The organism is Streptococcus suis, assembly GCF_902702775.1.
Lineage (GTDB): Bacteria > Bacillota > Bacilli > Lactobacillales > Streptococcaceae > Streptococcus > Streptococcus hashimotonensis.
Genome location: NZ_LR738724.1, coordinates 1,154,521 through 1,176,014, shown reverse-complemented (window position 1 = coordinate 1,176,014; position 21,494 = coordinate 1,154,521). Strand labels below are relative to the sequence as shown.

Genomic DNA, 21,494 nt, shown 5'->3' with positions numbered 1-21,494 from the left:
AGATAACTCTGGGCTTTTTTGGCGCTTGCTACTAATGATCCTCCAAATTTGGAAATTCATCACTCAACGATTAGTTGATCTTTCTAATTTACCACCTGCCCTAAAAATGATTTTTTGGTATAATGGAGAGAATGATTATAACGAACCTGTATTCACAGTGTAGTACTTCCATCTAAGCCTAGTTTTTCAGCTACTCATCGTTAGTTTTTTTCAAAATACAGTCGGTATTCCTTCAAAAAACTGCCTTGATTAGCGAAAAACTATCTCTTATTTAAAAGCACTCCACTTGTAATACATGTTCTAAGAAAGTATGAGACAATGAACCCATTATTAAACGGAATGAATGACAGACAGGCAGAAGCGGTACAGACGACGGAAGGTCCGCTATTGATTATGGCAGGGGCTGGTTCGGGTAAGACGCGAGTCCTGACTCACCGAATCGCTTATTTGATTGATGAAAAAATGGTCAATCCTTGGAATATCCTAGCCATTACCTTTACCAACAAAGCAGCGCGTGAGATGAAGGAGCGGGCCTACGCCCTCAATCCTGCTACGCAAGACTGTTTGATTGCTACCTTCCACTCCATGTGTGTGCGGATTTTGCGTCGAGATGCTGACCATATCGGCTACAACCGTAACTTCACCATTGTGGACCCAGGTGAGCAACGCAGTCTCATGAAACGGATTTTGAAAAATCTCAATCTAGACCCGAAAAAGTGGAGTGAACGCTCAATCTTGGGAACCATTTCTAATGCCAAAAACGACTTGATTGATGACAAGGCATTTGAAGCCCAGGCTGGCGACCTATACACGCAGATTGTTGCAAAATGCTACACGGCTTATCAAAAGGAACTCAGACAGTCAGAGGCCGTTGACTTTGATGATTTGATCATGTTGACGCTCCGCCTTTTTGACCAAAATCCAGAGGTCCTGACCTATTACCAGCAGAAATTCCAGTATATCCATGTCGATGAGTATCAGGATACCAACCATGCCCAGTACCAATTGGTCAAGCTCCTGGCATCACGTTTCAAGAATATCTGCGTGGTCGGTGATGCGGACCAGTCTATCTATGGTTGGCGTGGTGCGGATATGCAAAATATCCTGGACTTTGAAAAGGACTATCCAGAGAGCAAGGTTGTCCTTTTGGAGGAAAACTACCGCTCCACCAAGAATGTCTTGCAGGCTGCCAATGAGGTTATCGAAAACAACCGCAATCGCCGTCCCAAAAAACTCTGGACACAGAATGCCCAAGGGGATTTGATTACCTACTATCGTGCCAGAGATGAGAATGACGAGGCGATTTTTGTCGCAGGGCAGATTGACCAGTTGCACCGAGAAGGTGAGGCTTATAAGGATTTTGCAGTTCTCTATCGGACCAATGCCCAGTCCCGTACCATTGAAGAAGCCCTACTCAAATCTAATATCCCTTATACCATGGTTGGAGGAACCAAGTTCTACAGCCGTAAGGAAATCCGTGATGTGATTTCTTATTTGAATATCATCGCAAATCCATCGGATAATATTTCCTATGAACGCATTGTCAATGAGCCAAAACGTGGCGTTGGACCTGGTACGGTTGACAAACTCCGTGATTTTGCGACCAGTCACAGCATGTCCTTGCTAGAAGCTTCTCAGGATATTATGTTGTCGCCGATTAAAGGGAAGGCAGCACAGGCAGTCTTTGACCTAGCCAATCTCCTCTATAATCTTCGTAATCAATTAGACAACTTGACGGTCACCCAAGTAGTCGAGGCAGTATTGAACCAAACAGGCTACATCGATGCCCTTGCCGCACAAAATACGCTGGAAGCTAATGCTCGCATTGAAAACATCCAGGAATTCCTTTCTGTTACCAAAAACTTTGATGAAAAGGATGCTGAGGAAGAAGAGACAGGTCTGGATCGGTTGACACGCTTCCTGCTTGATTTAGCACTGATTGCGGATACAGATGATGGCAATACAGAATCTTCAGAAGTGACCCTCATGACTCTCCATGCGGCCAAGGGTCTGGAATTTCCAGTCGTATTCCTGATTGGCATGGAGGAAAATGTCTTCCCACTCAGTCGTGCAGCAGAAGAAGAGGACGAATTGGAAGAAGAACGTCGTTTGGCCTACGTAGGCATCACCCGTGCTGAGCAGACTCTCTACCTGACCAATGCCAATTCTCGACTCCTTTTCGGTCGCACCAACTACAACCAACCAAGCCGCTTTATCCGAGAAATTTCCAGTGACCTCCTTGATTACCAGGGGCTCGCTCGTCCAGCCAATACTAGCTTTAAGGCTTCTTATGTCAATGGCAGAGCGACACAGTTTGGACAAGGTATGAGTTTGCAACAGGCCATGCAAAGTCGAAAAGCATCCGTACAACCATCTGCCAAGCTCGGAGGCAGTATGCCCTTCGCATCAAATAACAAATCGTCAAGCTCAGGCACCAACTGGTCAGTTGGTGACATCGCAGTCCACAAGAAATGGGGACGAGGGACAGTCCTTGAAGTTTCAGGCTCAGGCAGCAACCAAGAACTCAAAATCAATTTCCCAGAAATGGGCCTCAAAAAAGTCTTGGCAAGCTTAGCACCGATTAGTAAGGAAGAGTAGGGATGAACCAAAAGTAAAGAGGAAACATCGCATTTTATAAGACTTGCGACGTCTTCATAATATTATTTTTAGAACGACATATGACACCTCAAAATGGGTCTTGACCTGACTGTTTTGAGGTGATTTTTTGTATACTGCTTAAAGTATCGAAACAATCTTGCATGCTTTGATGACATCTAGATGAGCAAATTTTGCATCGGACGTTTTTAGAGTGTATCTTACCATCTATATGCTAAATGACAAATATAGAAAAAAAACGGATAGCTCCAAGAGAAAATACTACTTGTATTGTTATACTGATAGTAGTTAAAAGTCTTTTATTTGCTAGAGACTCTCATCTTAGTAAGGAAGGGATAGCCTAGAAATGGGACGATTAGCTTGCCAATATTTTTGTAGCTAGCGCAAAAATAGATCAAATAAAAGAAGGAGACTCTTATGAGCAAACGTAAAATTATATCAAGTTTATTTTTAAGTGCTACCGTATTGGGAGGATTGCTGTTTACACAGACACCAACCGTAAAAGCAAATGAAGAGGGAAAGGTGCAAATAGCACATATCTCGCCTATCTTTGATCCTGGGGAGCTTATTCAAGAGACTAACTATAACGACTTGGTCAAAAAGTCAGTATCTATTGAGGCGACTCCTGGAAGTAATAAAAAAGAGGTTCGGTGGAAAGTTATCTTTGATTCGACTTATTGGAACTTTAACTATGATAAAGGTGGATACTATTTTGTTGTTCCTTCAGGTATGAATTTGAAGAGCATTACTATGGTTGGAGGACAATCAGGTGAAAATTTGCTTAATAAATTTCCAAATGTTAACGATGTTAGCAACGACTCATATAGCCAATATCGCCATTTTAAAAAAGGTGAAAAAACATACGGGGATCGTGACTTCGATAGTCAGTGGGGATGGTCAGTTGGACGAGCAAGTAATGATAAGATAAATCAATGGAAAAATGAAAATGCTTTTTCTGATATCTATTATATCGATAGTCCTCGCCATGCAGGTCCAGTAACTTATGAATTGGAGGCAGAAGTAACTGATCAAACTAAAACTTCCTTCCCTCTAGTAGCGGTAATGAAAAACTTCTATGCTAGAACATCATACTTGAGTGAACCAACTTCGCTTGCAGGACTTGATGTGAAAGTTGAATGGCCGAAATAAGTGACTGACAATTTGCAGAACTAAGCCAACCAGTGGCAATCGTGTGTAGTTAAGGCTACTACGATTGCCTTTTTCTGCGAGTCCTCGTCTTTTTGCTTGAATAAACTAGTTCTTGTATAATATGATGAGGAAATGGGTGTATCCAGGGCTGCTGATACTCAATAAAAATCAAAAGTAGCCTAGGAAACGAAGCCGATGACAGAACTCTGTTGTTTTTCTTATTTCAAGGCAACAGGCTAAAAAGCCCCACAGGAGTTTTTCACTCATCGAGGCAAGTTGACAATGGATAATTTTGATATTTAAAGAGTATGAAATCTGAAAAACAGTATAATAGAGCCTAGGACACAGAGCTATTTTTTTAGAAACTGTGGTATACTTTAGACATACTACCTGACATCGCTTCAGTAATTTCTGCTTAGAAAGGATTTATCATCTTGCAATACAAACACTTACTCTTTGATCTTGACCATACTCTTCTTGATTTTAGCCGTGGAGAAGAAGTAGCCTTAACCCAGTTTTTGACAGCTATGGAGGTTGAAGATATTCAAACTTTTAAAGAAGTCTATCGACCGCTCAACCAGGCCATGTGGAAGGATTTGGAAAAAGGGAATATTACAAAGAAAGAGCTGATCAATACCCGCTTTTCACGGACCTTTGCCCACTTTGGTCGGCAAGTTGATGGAAGGGAGATGGCCTTGCGCTACCAAGAATTTATTGGGCGGCAGGGACAAATTTTTACAGGTGCAGATAAGCTTTTGCAGGAATTGACACACCGAGGCTACCAGATTTATGCGGCGACCAACGGCGTGACCTATATACAGGAAAATCGCTTGCTTCACTCACCGATTCAATCGTATTTCAAAGAAGTATTTATTTCTGAGCAGATGGGGACGCAAAAGCCTGCGGCTGATTTTTATGAAAAAATAGCAGAGCAGATTTCAGGTTTTCAGTTTGATCAAGCCTTAATGATTGGGGACAGTTTGACAGCAGATATTCAAGGCGGCAATAATGCTGGCATGGATACTGTTTGGTACAATCCGACTCATATGATAAACAAGAGTAAGGCAGTTCCAACCTATACAATTAGTAGTTATCAAGAATTATTGGACTTACTATAGAATGTTTTAAAATTCTATAAGATTTTTCGTATATTTGTAATAAAAAACACACTATAAGGAGGAAAACGTGAAAAGATTACTGAGACGCATTCGTCCAACCAAGCCCCTAAAAGAACTCACTTGGATAGATTTGATTATGATCACAACGATTTTATGTGGTAATGCTATTTATACCTCAACCATGCAATGGATAGCATCATTTTCTGCAACAGAAGTAGTGGAAACAGGAGTCCAATCCTTTACTGCAGCAGACAATTGGTGGGCTCTAGCCAATCAAGGAAAGCTATTCCTGTTTGCCCTGGTGTATTTATTGATTCGGAATTATGATTTCAAGCAGCTAAAAGTAAAATTAGAGTGGAGAGTTTTGCTCTGGGGACCTCTCATTTTCATCGGTGCTGGTCTGATTAGCGATTTAGCATTTACAGCTTTTTCTTATATTCCTGGTCTATCTGGTGGGTATAATTTTCTCGGATACTTGCCTTACTATGACTGGAATATCATGACAGTGCTCAACCGTTTCCTAGCGGTTGACTACAGCACGGTTATCTATTCCTTGTTTAACGGCTTCTATGAAGAGTTCTTTTTCTTAGGCTTATTGTTGAGTACAGATAAGAAAAAGCGTTCGCTGGTTTTACTCTTTTCAACAATTGTCCGTATATCTTTCCATACCTATCAGGGAATGGTATCTGCTCTTGTTATTGGTGTAGCCTTCGGTCTTTTCTATTACTACATGTACACAAGGAAAAATGATAATTTATTGCCCTATTTCTTAGGACATGCTCTTGCGGATATGGTTGGTACAAGTTTCTTCTCATTGTTTATTGTAGGGTAAACAATGAGAAGAACGGACATCAAGCTAATCGAAAAAATTTCTTTCTCCCTACAGCTGACAAACGGATGATGATATGTAGTTTCTATCAACTCGGTATCATCACCCGTTTTATTATGCTGATATTTAGTCATTTGAATTAGTTTTGCTACATGGTCTCATTCGATTACTTTATCATATTTTTTATCCCATATTTTTTTGAATTAACGGTTTATTTATGTTAAAATGTATTTTTATACATCAAAAAGGAGTATAGATATGAAACAAATAAAGAATCGTTTAAAAAAACATATGTTTTGGATTGGACTCATTTCGTTGGTATTGATGCTCGTTGATAATGTCCTATTTTGTTATTTTAATATTGAATGTAGTCGTACCTTAAACCAAATCGAGCAGACGATTTGTATCATACTTAGTATTCTTGTATTTTTAGGAGTGCTAAATAATAAACCGGATGTGAAGGTAGAAGACATCCTAAAAAACGGTATGTCATCTAAAAATCAACAATAATGTTTGTTTAGAACCTACTGATGAGGTATCTAGTTGTACTTACAGTTCAGTATCTCTAGCTAAGACGGATTTTTCAAAATATAGTCAGTATTTCCTAAAAAACTATTTGTATATAAATCACTTTACTTGTGATACGATTATTTAACATTATATATGTCCACCAGTCGAAAGGCTGGTGTTTCTATTTATGACACGTATGTTATCATGAATGCCGCTATTTGAAGGAAAAGAATCGAGAGAAATTCAATGAACACTAAAAATATCAATGGTAGTTAAAATCATAAGCCGTCATTAGACGGAGTTTTATGATTGTGCTACAATAGACATAATTATAAGAGAACGGAGTGATGATAATGAAACGTACTATTCTATTATGCTTGCCGACTATACTGTTACTAGCAGCATGTCATCAAAAGCCGGATCAGACCAATACTACAAAAAATTCGTCAACAACTGTTTCGACTACTTCAAGTCAGTCTACTTCAACAACTTCGGAGCAGTCAACAAGCAGCTCTACATCGGTGGAAACGAATCAAGAAGTAACAAGTACAGAGACTCAGGTAAATTTTAACGGTTCCTATTATAGTGTACAAGGAAAATATGGCGAAGTGATTATCGCCAATAAAAAGCATCCGCTTGCAGCTGATTATGCACCAGGCGAAAATCCTGAAGCCTTAGCAGCTTTTCAACGTTTAATAGCAGATATGCAGGCGCTAGGATTTGGTATCTCCAATAACTACAGTGGATTTCGTTCCTATGAAACTCAGGCAAACCTCTACCAGTCTTATGTAAATCAGGAAGGACAAGCAGCGGCAGATACGTATTCTGCAAGAGCTGGATATAGTGAACATCAGACAGGATTAGCCTTTGATTTATTGGATACAAGTGGTAATTTATTAGAAGAACCCAATGCTTCTCAGTGGTTGGCTACGAATGCACATCTATATGGCTTTATTGTCCGCTATCTTCCAGGAAAAGAATCTAGCACAGGCTATATGGCAGAATCCTGGCATGTGCGATATATTGGTCAAGAAGCGACAGATATTTACAATTCAGGCTTGACCTTGGAAGAATATTTTGGTGTACCAGGTGGAGACTACTAATATTACATTTAGTCAGAAATAAGTCGAAAAATTTGTCCGTATAACTAACTCGTGATATAATAAACCATCATAATTTTGGAGGTCCATCATGCTTAAAGCAATGGAAGTATACTTGGTTACTAATGGTAATGGTTTGGAAGCTATCGAGTTTTATAAAAATGCTCTTGGGGCAACAGTGGAGCAAGTAAATCTATTTAAAGATTTCTTACCAGACTGCCCTGCTGAACTAGAAAATTACGTGATGAATGCACAGTTTCGTTTGAATGGTCAACGGTTTATGTTGTCAGACAACAACCCAGAAATGCCTTATACAGTAGGTGACAATATTACAGTTGCGCTTATCACAGATGATGCTGAGACAGCGCAGGAACTATACAGCAAGTTATCCGTAGATGCAACTGCTATCAATATGGAACTTCAAGCAGTTCCTTGGTCTCCTGCCTATGGTAATGTAACAGACAAGTTTGGTATCTCTTGGCAAATCAATGCTGAAGTAGAAGGCTACGGTCAGGAATATTACGCAGAAAACTAAAATAGATTGGACAAGGCATTGTCCAATCTATTTTAGTTTTTGCCAATAAGCTTTATAGATATACAGTTGAAGAGTAGCTGATAGGATGAGCAGTAAGGTCATCAAGGCTGAGCTTACATAGGCTGCACCAATAGTGCCAGCCAATATGATGCTGACAACTAGAATAATGGCTCCGAGAAACATTGTTCCTATGATCGATCCAGCAATCAACCATTGACCCGCTCCGCGACCAAATAACTGGTTACTATTTTGCCAGTTGAGCATGAGGAGTCGTTGGTCACGCCAGTAATAAATCTGACCAGTTAGCAGGGCTGAAATGATGATGCCGACTGTAAAGAAGACTGCTAGAATGAGTTTGACTTTCATGAAACCTAGAGCCAAAGCAAAGTAAAGTAGAGTTGGTAGTGCAAATTGCACGGCAGCCAATACCCAGAATTTTTGGATGATAAATTTTTTGAAACTAATAGGAAGCGTTCGAATGAAATGATAATTTTCCTTTTCCAATGACATGGCCACTCCGATGAAGGTTGTAGAACCAGCAAATAGACTGCCAAGCAAGAATCCAGCTAATAGAGCAATACCAAAGAAATCCCATCCAACTGAACTTAGACCACCATTTTCCGTGAAACGGCTAAAACTTGGAAAAAGCGCCACTCCCATGATGATTGGTTGTATCATGGTTTGGACCATGAGGTTGCTATCTTTAAGAGTAGATAGGTGGTGTTTCACTAAAGCCAGATTGAGATTGCTAGGAATCTTGGCAGACTTAGCATTATTGGTCCGTTTTGTCGAAGCATTTTCAATCGCCAAAACTTGATTAAAGTAGTTGGGAATGACAGTTTTAAACGCAAACACAATCAGTCCAAACATCAAAATGAAAGGAAGTCCAAAATGAAGGAGTGTTTCTAGTGATATAGTATGGCTGACCAAGTAATGGAATCCAGCAAATATGGGTATGATAGGAAAATCAACAAAGCCACCAGATTCGAGTGAAACGGTCTGCTGGGATTGCAGGAACATGAGCGCAGCAAAAGCCAGCAAGGAAGAACCTGTCATCAGGATTGTAGAAATCAATGTTTTACGAGGGCTTTTTGTCAGAATTTCCCCAACAAAGTGCATGATAATCAGATTGACTAAATTAACTAAAATCCAGAGAATCAAAAAGGAAGGAATGGAAGCTAAGGCGAGGAGCGGACCGCCAATTTGCCAGTAAGTGATCAGAAGTAAAGACAGACACGGCATGAGGAAGGGTAGGACCATCCCTTGTGCAGAGAGGATTTTAGCGAGGAAGACTTCTTGTGGCTTCAGGGGAAGTGCTAAATACAACTTTGTATCCTTACTATCGTAGAAAACGGAGAAGAAACCTGTAAAACCGTAGACAATGGCAATAATGGTAAAGAGCGCTAGTTGCAGAGAAAAGAAACCGATAGACTGACTATAATCTACTCCCATGAAAAAGACAGAATAGAGAAGTCCGAAACTCAAAACCATAAATACTTGTTGCAAGAGGACACTTTTATAGGCTGAAAAGGAGGCGTCTTTGCGCTTACTTTGTTTCTTCTTGACGGAAGCTAGAAGTTGAGGATTGGAATAAAGAATATTAATCTTTACTAGTTCCCAAATGATGGATTTACTCATACTTCCTCACCTGCCTTCACTTGTTGGCGTCCGGCTAATTCCAAATAGATGGTCTCCAAATCTTTATCTGGATACTGTGATTTGAGTTCATCAAGGCTACCTACGAAAATGAGTTGCCCTTTTCGGAGAATAGCAATGCGGTCACAGAGTTGTTCAGCTACTGAAAGGACGTGTGTAGAAAATAGAACGGTGTGACCAGATTGAGCATGTTCTTTCATCATTTGTTTTAGGTCGAAAGAAGCCTGAGGATCCAGTCCAGTTAGGGGTTCATCCAAAATCCAAATATCAGGGTTAGGGATCAATGCACCAATAATAATGGTTTTCTGACGCATACCGTGTGAAAAACTGTCAATAGGCTCATGTTGGCGCGCTGTCATATCAAATAGACTAGATAGTTTAGCGATACGGTCATCAACTGTATCTTTTTCTACACCATAGACCTTGCCCATAAAGTGCCAGTATTCAAAAGCTGTTAAGTGTAGGAAGATGTCTGGCGAATCTGGAACATAGGCTATCCGTTTTTTGACTTCATCGCGGTTCTCCTCTAGGTTTAAACCATCAACAGAGATAGTTCCATAACTGGCTTCGATTATCGAAGTCAGTAGACTGATTGTCGTTGTTTTTCCTGCCCCATTGTGACCAATTAAACCGAAAATCTCGCCGCTTTCAATTGTCAAATTTAGGTCATCAAGTGCGATCGTTTCGCCGTATGTTTTTGTGATATGGTCAAATTGTATCATAGTAACCTCCTTGTTATTCGTGAACTAAAAGTAGGGGCTTGTAAGTATTCCAAGCCTTATTCCAAATGTTCTTCGAATAATATATACAATTAATTACATTTATTATACTGCTGAATTAGTACAAAAGCAATAGTTTCTATCAATATTTTTGTAGTATGGATGCGGATATATTGCAAGAAGTCGAGTGTAAAAAGGAATGCAATAAGCTCGATTATCAGAAAATTTGCTATAATAGACCTATGAACGATTTGATCAAGCATAAATTGGAGTTACTACCAGATAGCCCTGGCTGTTACCTCCATAAAAACAAGTACGGTAAGATTATCTATGTGGGCAAGGCCAAAAACCTGCGCAATCGGGTGCGGTCTTATTTTCGTGGTGCCCATGATACCAAGACAGAGGCCCTGGTGTCAGAGATTGCCGACTTTGAATTTATCGTAACGGATTCTAATATCGAGGCCCTCTTGTTGGAAATCAATCTGATTCAAGAGAACAAGCCTCGCTATAACATCATGCTCAAGGATGACAAGTCCTATCCCTTTATCAAGATTACCAAGGAACGTCACCCACGGCTGCTCATTACACGGCAGATTAAGAAGGATGGCGGTCAGTATTTTGGTCCCTATCCAGATGTGGGTGCGGCCAACCAGACCCTCAAGCTATTGGAGCGTCTCTACCCTTTCCGCAAGTGTAAATTGCCTGAGAACAAGTATTGTCTTTATTATCATTTGGGGCAATGTCTGGCTCACGGGGAAAACTTGCCCAGCCTGTCTGACTATGACAAGATGGGCAAGGAAGTTGCCCAGTTCTTGACAGGTCATGACGATAAGATTGTCAAGGAAGTGCAGGAAAAGATGAAGGTAGCTGCTTCTAATCTGGAATTTGAAAAGGCTGCGGAATATCGTGATGTCCTTCAATCCATTTCAACCCTACGGACCAAGCAGCGTGTGATGGCACATGATTTGCAAAATCGAGATGTCTTTGGCTACTACGTGGATAAGGGATGGATGTGTGTGCAGGTTTTCTTTGTTCGGCAGGGAAAACTAATTGAGCGGAATGTCAATCTTTTTCCATACTATAATGATGCGGACGAAGACTTTTTGACCTACATCGGTCAGTTTTACAGGGACCAGCAACATTTGATTCCCTCAGAGGTCTTGATACCGCAGGATATTGACCAAGAAGCCGTAGAAGCTCTGGTGGATACCAAGGTCATCAAGCCTCAGCGTGGCGAGAAGAAGCAACTCATCAATTTGGCGACCAAGAATGCGCGTGTTAGTCTGGAGCAGAAGTTTAATCTTTTGGAGAAAAATCTGGAGAAGACCTACGGTGCGGTGGAGAATATCGGTCAGCTTTTGGGGATTCCGACGCCTGTTCGGATTGAGGCTTTCGATAACTCCAATATTATGGGGACTAGTCCTGTGTCGGCTATGGTTGTCTTTGAAAATGGGGTGCCTAATAAAAAAGAATACCGCAAGTACAAGATTAAGACGGTGGAGGGGCCAGATGACTATGCTTCCATGCGCGAAGTTTTGCAGCGGCGGTACAGTCGGGTACTGCGGGACGGTTTGACACCGCCTGATTTGATTATCATTGACGGTGGTCAGGGGCAGGTCAATGTCGCCAAGCAGGTCATCGAGCAGGAGTTGGGTATGTCCATTCCCATTGCAGGTTTGCAGAAGAATGACAAGCACCAGACCCACGAATTGCTTTTTGGCAATCCGTTGGAAGTAGTTGAGTTGCCTCGCAATTCACAGGAATTTTTCCTCCTGCATCGGATTCAAGATGAGGTTCACCGCTTTGCCATTGAGTTTCACCGTCAGGTTCGTTCAAAAAATTCCTTCTCATCTAAATTGGACGGCATAGAAGGCTTGGGACCAAAACGCAAACAGGCTTTGATGAAGCATTTCAAGTCCATTGGCAATATCCAGTCAGCAAGTTTGCAGGAAATCGCAGAAGCTGGTGTGCCGTATAAGGTGGCGGAGTTGGTCAAGGAGAAGTTGAAGTAAAACCAAACGGTGTAATAATATCCAAAAATCTAATAAAAATACATCGAAATACTTTACAATCTCGGTATTATATATCATAATATACATATCAAGTGCTTGATAAACTTCAATTTATTGCTAATAAAATAGAGAGTTAGGTAAAGGCTATGCAAAGATATATCACTCATGCAGTTGGACTATTGTTCATACTGTGTATGCTACTGCCGTTTGCATATACTACGGACAGTGAAAGTTATTCTGTTTTCCTTGTGTCAGGTTGGCGGTATTTCAGCCAAAACTTGTTTTCCTTGTCCTCTATTCTAATCTTTTTAGCTTTCTTTTTCATTAATTATCAAGCTAATAAAAATATTCAACTGATTATTTTTATCATGACTTTTATGGTTACATTGTATTTTTATTGCTTACCCATTCTGGCTCTAGGAGAAGAATTCTGGAGTCGTATAATCGAATTGCCTGTTGCTTATTACATTTGTGGTTTACTTATGCTTGTTGGAGTTAGATTAAAAGTAAAACGTTTGGTATCTGGTTAATTGCCTAATATTTCTGAAAAGCACGAGGACTGTCTTTCTAGTCAAAAGCTGGAAAGCAGTCCTTTTAAGATAATCTGGTAAATCTTGTCTTCTGGCAGGTAGAGATGAGATTTGAAAGCTCTACTAATTTATGGTAAAATGAATTATCAATGACTGATTAAGGAGAAAGCAATGGCGTTCGGCGAAGAAAAACACAAGAAAACAACATTTGAAAAAGTAACTTTAGTAATTGTTGTCGTGATGGTTGTCGTGACATTAGCTGGCTTGATTTTACCAGCCATTAATGCATTGATGAATTAAGAATCTGTATTCACTGTTCAGCACTTCTATACTAAGGCTAGTTTTTTAGCACTCATCGTTAGTTTTTTTCAAAATACAGTCAGTATTTTGAAAAAACTACCTTGATTGGCTAGAAACGATTTCTTATATATAAGCACTTCGCTTGTGAATACAGGTCTAAAACGCTTTTAAGCGTTTTTTTCTAGGAAAGAATAGGGTAAATTATGAGTATGTTTTTAGATACTGCCAAGATTAAGGTCAAGGCAGGGAAAGGTGGCGACGGGATGGTCGCCTTCCGCCGTGAAAAGTATGTACCTAATGGCGGTCCTTGGGGCGGTGATGGTGGCCGTGGCGGAGACGTTGTTTTTATTGTAGATGAAGGCTTGCGTACTCTCATGGACTTCCGTTACAACCGTCGTTTTAAAGCTGACGATGGCGAAAAAGGGATGACCAAGGGCATGCATGGTCGTGGTGCGGAAGACCTGATTGTTCGAGTACCACAGGGGACAACTGTTCGTGATGCGGATACTGGCAAGGTCATCACCGACTTGGTTGAAAATGGTCAAGAATTTGTCATTGCCCACGGTGGTCGTGGTGGTCGTGGAAATATTCGTTTTGCGACACCTAAGAATCCAGCGCCTGAGATTTCTGAAAATGGAGAACCAGGTGAGGAGCGCAATCTTGAATTAGAATTGAAAGTGTTGGCTGATGTAGGTCTTGTAGGTTTCCCATCAGTTGGAAAATCAACGCTTCTTAGTGTTATTACAGCAGCTAAACCTAAAATTGGTGCCTACCATTTTACAACCATTGTGCCAAATTTGGGAATGGTTCGGACCAAATCTGGCGAGTCATTTGCTGTGGCAGACCTACCAGGTTTGATTGAGGGTGCTAGTCAAGGTGTTGGATTGGGAACGCAATTCCTTCGTCACATCGAGCGGACACGTGTTATCTTGCATGTTTTGGACATGTCAGCAAGTGAAGGCCGTGATCCTTATGAAGATTACGTAGCCATCAACAATGAATTGGAAACCTACAATCTTCGTCTCATGGAGCGTCCTCAGATTATCGTTGCCAACAAAATGGATATGCCAGAAGCGGCAGAAAATCTGGAAGAGTTCAAGAAGAAATTAGCAGCCAACTACGACGAGTTTGACGAACTGCCACAGATTTTCCCAATTTCAGGGATTGCTCACCAAGGTTTGGAAAATCTTTTGGAAGCCACAGCTGAGTTGCTAGAGAAAACGCCTGAATTCTTGCTCTACGACGAATCAGATTTCCAAGAAGAAGAGGCTTACTATGGCTTTAACCCAGATGAGCCAGAATTTGATATCAGCCGTGCAGACGATGCAAGCTGGGTTCTATCTGGTGACAAACTAGAAAAACTCTTCACCATGACTAACTTTGATCGTGACGAATCTGTCATGAAATTTGCTCGCCAGTTGCGTGGCATGGGCGTCGATGAAGCCCTCCGTGCCCGCGGAGCCAAAGATGGTGACACAGTTCGCATCGGCAAGTTCGAATTTGAGTTCGTGGATTAACGTTGGAATCACATCTAAGTCCTAAAGGACTTGATGTGATACGGTAGCCGCTACGGCGGACTACCTACCAACCTTACTAATTTCATTCAGTTAATGATCGTTTGTAAACAATCTATAAAATAGTTGGAGGTTTATATGGGTGATAAACCAATATCCTTCAAGGATAAGGATGGAAATTTTGTCTCAGCAGCCGATGTATGGAATGCTGAGAAATTAGAAGAACTTTTTAATACACTTAATCCTAATCGGAAATTTCGTTTAGAAAGAGAACGATTGGCAAAGGAAAAAGAAAAAGAATAAATCCCGAATCTGCTTGTTGGCGTAAAAACAGGCAGATTTTTTATATCTACTTGTAAATGCGATATTTATCAATATAATATTATGTCTAAAAATGCATTTACATGTATAAATGGCGTAAATATTCACTGAAATATTAATAAATATAATTTTTAAGAAAATTGGATAATATTGTTTGTCGTGTTCAATTATTTATAGTATAATACAATAGATAATTACTGAATTTTTCAAGGATTTTTTGTAAAAACTGTAAAATTTTTGTAATTAATAAATAAAAAATTGGGGGAGGTTTTTTCGATGCGTAAAGCTAAGAAAAAGTCGTTTAATTGGTACGGAATGAAGCAACATTTCTCAATCCGTAAATATCATTTTGGTGCTGCAAGTGTCTTACTTGGTATGTCATTGGTTATGGGGGCTGGTGCACAAACTGTTAAAGCAGAAGAGACTGCGGCATCCTCAGATGCGACTACTGCAAGTAGTACATCGGTTGATTCCTTGAATGCAGATGCAAAAGAGTCAGTTGCTTTATCAACAGAAACAGCTGCAAGTTCTGAACGTACGGTTGATATTTCTTACATTGTTAAGTATGTCCTCGAGGACGGTTCAGTCGTAAGTGCTTCGGTAGAATCTGTTTCAACAACAACTACAGAGGCAATTGCCAAAGCAACAGCAACAGTAACAGCGGTTGTACCAGAAGGTTATGAATTGGCATCTGGTGAGTCGGCAACAGTTTTGCATGAAGTGACTGAAAATGCTGAAAATATTGTAACTGTAAAAGTTGTCAAAAAAGTAGAAGCTACAGCAACTGTTAGCTCACCAACTACAACATCAACAACTGTAGCAACTGCTAGTTCAACAACTACAGCAGCTACATCAACTACACCTACGACACCTGCAACTGTAGAAGAAGCTAAAACAGTTCTTGAGCAAGTAACTTCAGAAGCGGAAGTATTGGCAAATGAAGCTAATCGTTTTGTTGCTGCAGATAGCACAAATGAAGCGTTGAAAACATCAGCTGCCGCAACTAAATTGGTTGTAACAGAAGCAACAGTGGTATTGAACGATTCAACTGCAACGCTTGAATCCGTGAATGCTCAAATCAATGCAGTTCGTTCAAATGTTGAAGCACTTGCTCTTGAGTTGCGTAAATTCCTAGGTTCTGATGTAATCGAAGTCGCTTTGAATACCTCGGTAACATCAGGTCTTAAAGTTGGTGAAGGCGAAGGAATTCTTGTTGAAAAAGGCACAACGGCTACACCGTCAATGGATGATCCAAATGGAGCAGGTATCAAGCCACACACTCTTCGAACTGGTGTGACAGCTACAACTGAGGCTGGATGGTATACTTTCGATTCATACGACTTGAATTCATATAATGTAAACATGGCTGGTAGTATATTTAATGGAACAGCTTTGAATGCTTACGTCCGTTTCTCTCTAGATTCGAACCCAAATACACAGACTGTTTTAGCAGAGTTAGTCAGTAAAACCGATGGACAAGTACTAGAGAAACACACGGTGGAAACCGATACAAGTGTAGTCTTTACATATCCAAAAACCATTAATGCTAATAATGAAAATATTAAGTTGAGTTATGAAACTCAAAATGCCGTTGATGGTAGTACTTACGGCAATTTGAGATTCATCGGTGATACTACTGGTTCAATCTACAATAATACTATCCTGCCCGTCTATCAAATTAACACGACTACTTATAAAGTAGAAGATGGAAGAATTTTAGCAACTTATAATCTTCAAACCATCGGTGGACAAACTGTTACATCTTCTGGTCAACGTGAATTTGCTGGCTATGAGTTTGTTGAGAAGATTGTGGAACCAGCCCAAGGTGGTTATCCAGTAGGTACGGTATATGTTGCTGGTAAAGTTAATACTGCAACTGACAAATCCAATACGATTCAATACAAGGTAATTCGTACTATTGTATCAAATACAGAATATGTTCATGAGATTTATGTTTTGGATCCAACTTATACGGGAACAGTAGACTGGGATGGTCTTGATACTCGCGGATTCTTCAAGTTGCTAGAGACTTCTCATTTGAGTTACACTCCAGATAGAGTAAGCTATGATTATAATACCAATGCAACAATTAGTGCAAATTATACAGTTGATCCTGACTCAGGCTATATGGTGTTTGCGGAGTCTCCTCTAAATGCCCAAGGTTCTAAATATCGTGTAGTAGCTCAATGGTCAGGTACAGATGCAACAGGTCCTTACGGACGAATTTTTATCGGTTCCCAAGTATGGACCAAAGCGAATACAGGTGCTGATACTCCTTTTGCATGGCAGTCTGTTAACGGTTCATATATTGATTTGGGATACGCACCTTACGGTATTCAACAGACTTTGCGCGGAGCTTCCACACCTGCAGCTTTGACAACTACTTATGTGTATCGTGCACTTAATCAAGAGGCTATCATCCGCTACCAAGTTGAAGGTGCTACAGACTATTTAGAAGATTCAGGTATATTGATGGGTGGTTCAGGAACAGATATTAACTACTCAACTGAAGAAACGATTAATAAGTACAAAAAGCTAGGTTATGAACTTGTTTCGGATAACTTTACTACCTCAGGCGGTCAAGACTATGATTCTGATACGGCGGTGCTACAAGAATTCCTAGTTGTCATCAAGCCTCGTGTCGTTGACGTTCCTAAAGGTGTTGTACCTGGGGAACCAGTGGATCCAACAGATCCAAACTCACCAGTCTGGCCAGATACAGTAAAAAATCAGGAAACTACTCAAGAAGTAACGCGTACTGTTGAATACAAGTATGAAGATGGAACACCAGTCCGTGTAGATGCGTCAGGTAATATCTTGCCAAAAGACTCTACTGAGGGTACACCACTTGTTAAGACTCAAACAGTAACCTTTACTCGTCCAGCTCAAGTTAACCTTGTTACAGGTGAGATTACTTATGGTGAATGGTCAGCAGATTCTACAGATGTTCTAAGTGGTAACTTGATTCCAGAAATCACAGACTATACTGCAACTCGTACGACTCTTGAAGGTGCAGATGCACCAATGACAGAAACTGTTAAGGATAAAACCGTTGCAGCTACTGATGCAGATATTAATGAAGTGGTTTACTTCAAAGAAAATCCTAAGTATGGTGATGTAGTTGTAAATTATGTCAATACAGACGGAAAGGTAATTGCAACTCCAGTCGTAGATACTAAAGCAACATCAACAGGTACAGCTTACGATACAACGGACAACAAACCAGAGAAAATCATTGAAGATGCGACTGGTGATGTATACTACTACAAAGAGGTTCAGCCTGGTTCAAATGAAACAGGCAAGGTTGTAGAAGGTACAACAGAAGTCACTTATGTATATGAAAAAGCTGGTAATGTTGTTGTTAACTACATCACAGAAGATGGTACAGTCATCAAGACACCTGTTAATGACGAAACAAACGCAAAAACGGGTAGTCCGTATGATACGACTGATAACAAGCCGAAGACAATTACTACCGAAGATGGTACAACATACGAACTTGTTCGCACCGATGGAAATGAGAATGGTTCAGTTGAAGGTGGTAAAACTACGGAAGTAACCTATGTTTATCGTAAAGTAGAAGCGCCGGTTGCTAAAACAGGTAATGTTGTAGTTGAATATTACAATACTGACGGCGAAAAAATCGCAGCGGATGTTGAAGATACACCTGAAACAGCTGTTGGAACAGTTTATGAGACCCTTGATTACAAACCAACAACCATCACTAAAGATGGCGTGAAATACTACTACAAAGAAGTTAAAGCGACATCTGCTACTGAGAAAGGTACCGTAAGCGAAGGTACAACAACTGTTCAATATGTTTACGAACCAGGTGGTTCAGTCACAGTCAACTATGTAACGACTGATGGTGCAGTCATCAAGTCTCCTGTGAAGGATGAAGAAAACGCTGAGCCAGGTAAGTCTTATACAACAGAAGACAACAAACCAACAACTATCACAACCGAAGACGGTAAGACCTACAAACTTGTTCCAAACGCAACAACGGGTGATGAAAATGGAACAATCACTTCAGGCGAAGATAAGCAAGTAACTTATGTTTACGAAGAAGTGAAAGGAAATGTTATTGTTAACTATATCGATACAGAAGGTAATGTTATCAAGACACCAGTTGAAGATACTAAGTCTGTATCAACAGGTACAGCATACGACACAACCGACAACAAACCAACTACTATCACGACAGAAGATGGTACAGAGTACAAACTTGTTCCTGTATTAACAAAAGGTGATGAAACAGGTAAAGTAGTTGAAGGTACAACACAAGTAACGTATGTATACCAAAAAGTAACAACTCCTGCTCCAAAACCAAATGGTAGTGTCGTTGTTAATTATGTCAATACAAATGGTGAAACAATTGCAACTTCAGTAAATGATACAACAGATGCTAAATTGGATACACCATACGATACAACAGATTACAAACCTGCCATTATCAAACACGACGGTGTTACATACTACTACAAGGAAGTGAAATCTGGTGATAGCGAGACAGGTAATGTCGTTGAAGGTACAACAGAAGTCACATACATCTACGAACCAGGTGGTTCAGTCACAGTCAACTATGTAACGACCGATGGTACAGTTATCAAGTCTCCTGTGAAGGATGAAGAAAACGCTGAGCCAGGTAAGTCTTATACAACAGAAGATAACAAACCAACAACTATCACAACCGAAGACGGTAAGACCTACAAACTTGTTCCAAACGCAACAACGGGTGATGAAAATGGAACAATCACTTCAGGTGAAGATAAGCAAGTAACTTATGTTTACGAAGAAGTGAAAGGAAATGTTGTTGTTAACTATATCGATACAGAAGGTAATGTTATCAAGACACCTGTCGAAGATACGAAGTCTGTATCAACAGGTACAGCATACGACACAACCGACAACAAACCAACTACTATCACGACAGAAGATGGTACTGTCTATGAAATCGTGCCAGTATTGACAATCGGTTCTGAATCTGGTTCAGTCGTAGAGGGTACAACACAAGTAACCTATGTTTATCGTAAGGTATCTACACCAACTCCAGCAGTTAAGAATGGTACGGTTGTTGTTAATTACGTAACAGAAGATGGCACAGTCATCAAGTCACCTGTGACAGATACGCCAACCTCTCCAGAAGGTACGTCATACGACACAACCGATAACAAACCAACTGAAATTACAACGGAAGATGGTTCACGTTATGTATTAATTCCGTCTAAGACAATTGGTTCAGAGAATGGTACAGTTGTAGAAGGCGAAACTGTTGTTACTTACGTGTATAAGAAAGTTGCGAACTGGATTCCACAAATTCCGTCAACACCGGAAAATCCAACACCAGTTAACCCAGTTATCCCTTATCCGTTTGACCCAACAAATCCTGATAAACCGGTTGATCCAACAACACCAGGAACAAATGGTGAAGTTCCAAATATTCCTTATGTTCCAGGCTACACACCAGTAGATCCTAAGGACAATACACCATTGAAACCGGTTGATCCAAATGATCCAGGTAAAGGTTATGTACCACCAACTCCAGATGAAACTGGTAAAGATACACCAATTCCTTATGTTCAAAACGGTAATGTTGTTGTTAACTATGTAACAGAAGATGGCACAGTCATCAAGTCACCTGTAAATGATGAAACAGATGCACCAGCTGGTAAATCTTATGATACAACCGACAACAAACCAACTACTATCACTACAGAAGATGGTACAACTTATGAGCTTGTTCGTGTTGATGGTTCAGAAAACGGTACTGTTGTAGGTGGTAAAACAACTGAGGTAACTTATGTTTACCGTAAGGTTGAAACACCAACTAAGAAAGTTGTAACTAACCACGTTGATGAAGAAGGTAATCCGATTGCACCACAAGAAGAAGGTACAACACCTGATAAATCAATCCCAGGATATGAGTTCACAGGTAAGACGATTACTGACGAAGATGGCAACACAACCCACATCTACAAGAAAACACCAACTAAGAAAGTTGTAACTAACCACGTTGATGAAGAAGGTAATCCGATTGCACCACAAGAAGAAGGTACAACACCTGACAAATCAATCCCAGGATATGAGTTCACAGGTAAGACGATTACTGATGAAGATGGCAATACAACCCACATCTACAAGAAAACACCAACTAAGACAGTCATAACAAAACACGTTGATGAAGAAGGTAATCCTGTTGCACCACAAGAAGATGGTACAACACCAAATAAATCAATTCCTGGTTATGAATATGTACGTACTGTAGTTGATGTTGAAGGTAACACAACGCATATTTATCGCAAAGTTTCTAATAAGCCGACCCCACCTGCTACAGAAACTCCTGTGAAGCCTCAGCCAGCAACTCCGACTCCAACTGCTGATAAGACGAAACAATTGCCAAATACTGGTGAAGCTTCATCTTCAGCTGGCGTCCTTGGTGCAGCGATGCTGGTTGCAGCAATCGCTCTTGCAGGCAAACGTCGTCGTAACGAAGACTAATTATGTTTCTTTACACGAATTCTTCCCCCGATAGAATAAGTGAAGAAATTTAGATAAATGTAGAAAGAATTACCTTTCTGAAAAAAT

The 21,494-nt window shown here is 40.3% G+C and carries 14 protein-coding genes; 12 read left to right on the top strand and 2 right to left on the bottom strand.

Translation table 11 applies throughout. The features are described from left to right. Positions 1–318: 318 nt before the first annotated feature. The 7 genes from pcrA (at position 319) to GPW69_RS05760 (ending at position 7,857) form a co-directional block, all read left to right on the top strand. Positions 319–2,598, top strand: coding sequence for a DNA helicase PcrA (gene pcrA / locus GPW69_RS05790; protein WP_074391183.1), 2,280 nt, complete (start codon positions 319–321; stop codon positions 2,596–2,598). A gap of 435 nt (positions 2,599–3,033) precedes the next feature. Continuing rightward, positions 3,034–3,765, top strand: a complete 732-nt coding sequence (locus tag GPW69_RS05785) for a hypothetical protein (RefSeq protein ID WP_044668231.1) — start codon at positions 3,034–3,036, stop codon at positions 3,763–3,765. A 434-nt stretch (positions 3,766–4,199) separates the two neighbouring features. Then, positions 4,200–4,883 (top strand): pyrimidine 5'-nucleotidase PynA, encoded by a 684-nt coding sequence (pynA, locus tag GPW69_RS05780; protein ID WP_044668232.1) that lies wholly within the window; start codon positions 4,200–4,202, stop codon positions 4,881–4,883. A gap of 67 nt (positions 4,884–4,950) precedes the next feature. After that, on the top strand, positions 4,951–5,715 hold the full coding sequence (locus GPW69_RS05775; protein ID WP_044668233.1) for a CPBP family intramembrane glutamic endopeptidase: 765 nt from the start codon (positions 4,951–4,953) through the stop codon (positions 5,713–5,715). A 255-nt stretch (positions 5,716–5,970) separates the two neighbouring features. Next, the gene (locus GPW69_RS05770; protein WP_024384420.1) at positions 5,971–6,222 is read left to right on the top strand and encodes a phage holin; all 252 of its coding nucleotides are present in this window, start codon (positions 5,971–5,973) and stop codon (positions 6,220–6,222) included. A 347-nt stretch (positions 6,223–6,569) separates the two neighbouring features. After that, a complete protein-coding gene (ldcB, locus tag GPW69_RS05765; RefSeq protein WP_074391182.1) occupies positions 6,570–7,325 on the top strand; it encodes an LD-carboxypeptidase LdcB/DacB in 756 nt (251 codons plus the stop codon). A gap of 88 nt (positions 7,326–7,413) precedes the next feature. After that, positions 7,414–7,857 carry a VOC family protein gene (locus tag GPW69_RS05760; RefSeq protein WP_002935466.1) on the top strand — a complete coding sequence of 148 codons (444 nt, stop codon included), beginning with the start codon at positions 7,414–7,416 and terminating at the stop codon, positions 7,855–7,857. Between the two features lie 27 nt (positions 7,858–7,884). Here the strand turns inward: GPW69_RS05760 and GPW69_RS05755 are convergent, their stop codons facing one another. Both GPW69_RS05755 and GPW69_RS05750 read right to left on the bottom strand, forming a co-directional pair. Further along, entirely contained in the window at positions 7,885–9,495 is a 1,611-nt protein-coding gene (locus tag GPW69_RS05755; RefSeq protein WP_074391181.1) for a permease, read from the bottom strand. After that, entirely contained in the window at positions 9,492–10,235 is a 744-nt protein-coding gene (locus GPW69_RS05750) for an ABC transporter ATP-binding protein (protein ID WP_011922278.1), read from the bottom strand. The genes GPW69_RS05755 and GPW69_RS05750 overlap by 4 nt, the downstream gene beginning before the upstream one ends. Positions 10,236–10,474: 239 nt before the next feature. On the opposite strand from GPW69_RS05750, the gene uvrC reads away from it, so the two are divergent. The 5 genes from uvrC (at position 10,475) to GPW69_RS05725 (ending at position 21,407) form a co-directional block, all read left to right on the top strand. Next, positions 10,475–12,244, top strand: a complete 1,770-nt coding sequence (gene uvrC / locus GPW69_RS05745; protein ID WP_074391180.1) for an excinuclease ABC subunit UvrC — start codon at positions 10,475–10,477, stop codon at positions 12,242–12,244. A gap of 701 nt (positions 12,245–12,945) precedes the next feature. Then, the gene (locus GPW69_RS05740; RefSeq protein WP_002943675.1) at positions 12,946–13,074 is read left to right on the top strand and encodes a DUF4044 domain-containing protein; all 129 of its coding nucleotides are present in this window, start codon (positions 12,946–12,948) and stop codon (positions 13,072–13,074) included. A gap of 203 nt (positions 13,075–13,277) precedes the next feature. Further along, on the top strand, positions 13,278–14,591 hold the full coding sequence (gene obgE, locus GPW69_RS05735) for a GTPase ObgE (RefSeq protein WP_074391178.1): 1,314 nt from the start codon (positions 13,278–13,280) through the stop codon (positions 14,589–14,591). Positions 14,592–14,726: 135 nt separating this feature from the next. After that, positions 14,727–14,891, top strand: coding sequence for a hypothetical protein (locus tag GPW69_RS05730; RefSeq protein ID WP_024384426.1), 165 nt, complete (start codon positions 14,727–14,729; stop codon positions 14,889–14,891). A gap of 294 nt (positions 14,892–15,185) precedes the next feature. Beyond that, positions 15,186–21,407, top strand: a complete 6,222-nt coding sequence (locus GPW69_RS05725; RefSeq protein ID WP_074391177.1) for a MucBP domain-containing protein — start codon at positions 15,186–15,188, stop codon at positions 21,405–21,407. Positions 21,408–21,494: the final 87 nt, after the last annotated feature.

Coding starts and splice junctions, on each gene's coding strand:
- pcrA (WP_074391183.1), top strand. CDS start 319: ATGAACCCATTATTAAACGGAATGAATGACAGACAGGCAGAAGCGGTA.
- GPW69_RS05785 (WP_044668231.1), top strand. CDS start 3,034: ATGAGCAAACGTAAAATTATATCAAGTTTATTTTTAAGTGCTACCGTA.
- GPW69_RS05770 (WP_024384420.1), top strand. CDS start 5,971: ATGAAACAAATAAAGAATCGTTTAAAAAAACATATGTTTTGGATTGGA.
- ldcB (WP_074391182.1), top strand. CDS start 6,570: ATGATAATGAAACGTACTATTCTATTATGCTTGCCGACTATACTGTTA.
- GPW69_RS05760 (WP_002935466.1), top strand. CDS start 7,414: ATGCTTAAAGCAATGGAAGTATACTTGGTTACTAATGGTAATGGTTTG.
- GPW69_RS05755 (WP_074391181.1), bottom strand. CDS start 9,495: ATGAGTAAATCCATCATTTGGGAACTAGTAAAGATTAATATTCTTTAT.
- GPW69_RS05750 (WP_011922278.1), bottom strand. CDS start 10,235: ATGATACAATTTGACCATATCACAAAAACATACGGCGAAACGATCGCA.
- uvrC (WP_074391180.1), top strand. CDS start 10,475: ATGAACGATTTGATCAAGCATAAATTGGAGTTACTACCAGATAGCCCT.
- GPW69_RS05740 (WP_002943675.1), top strand. CDS start 12,946: ATGGCGTTCGGCGAAGAAAAACACAAGAAAACAACATTTGAAAAAGTA.
- obgE (WP_074391178.1), top strand. CDS start 13,278: ATGAGTATGTTTTTAGATACTGCCAAGATTAAGGTCAAGGCAGGGAAA.
- GPW69_RS05730 (WP_024384426.1), top strand. CDS start 14,727: ATGGGTGATAAACCAATATCCTTCAAGGATAAGGATGGAAATTTTGTC.
- GPW69_RS05725 (WP_074391177.1), top strand. CDS start 15,186: ATGCGTAAAGCTAAGAAAAAGTCGTTTAATTGGTACGGAATGAAGCAA.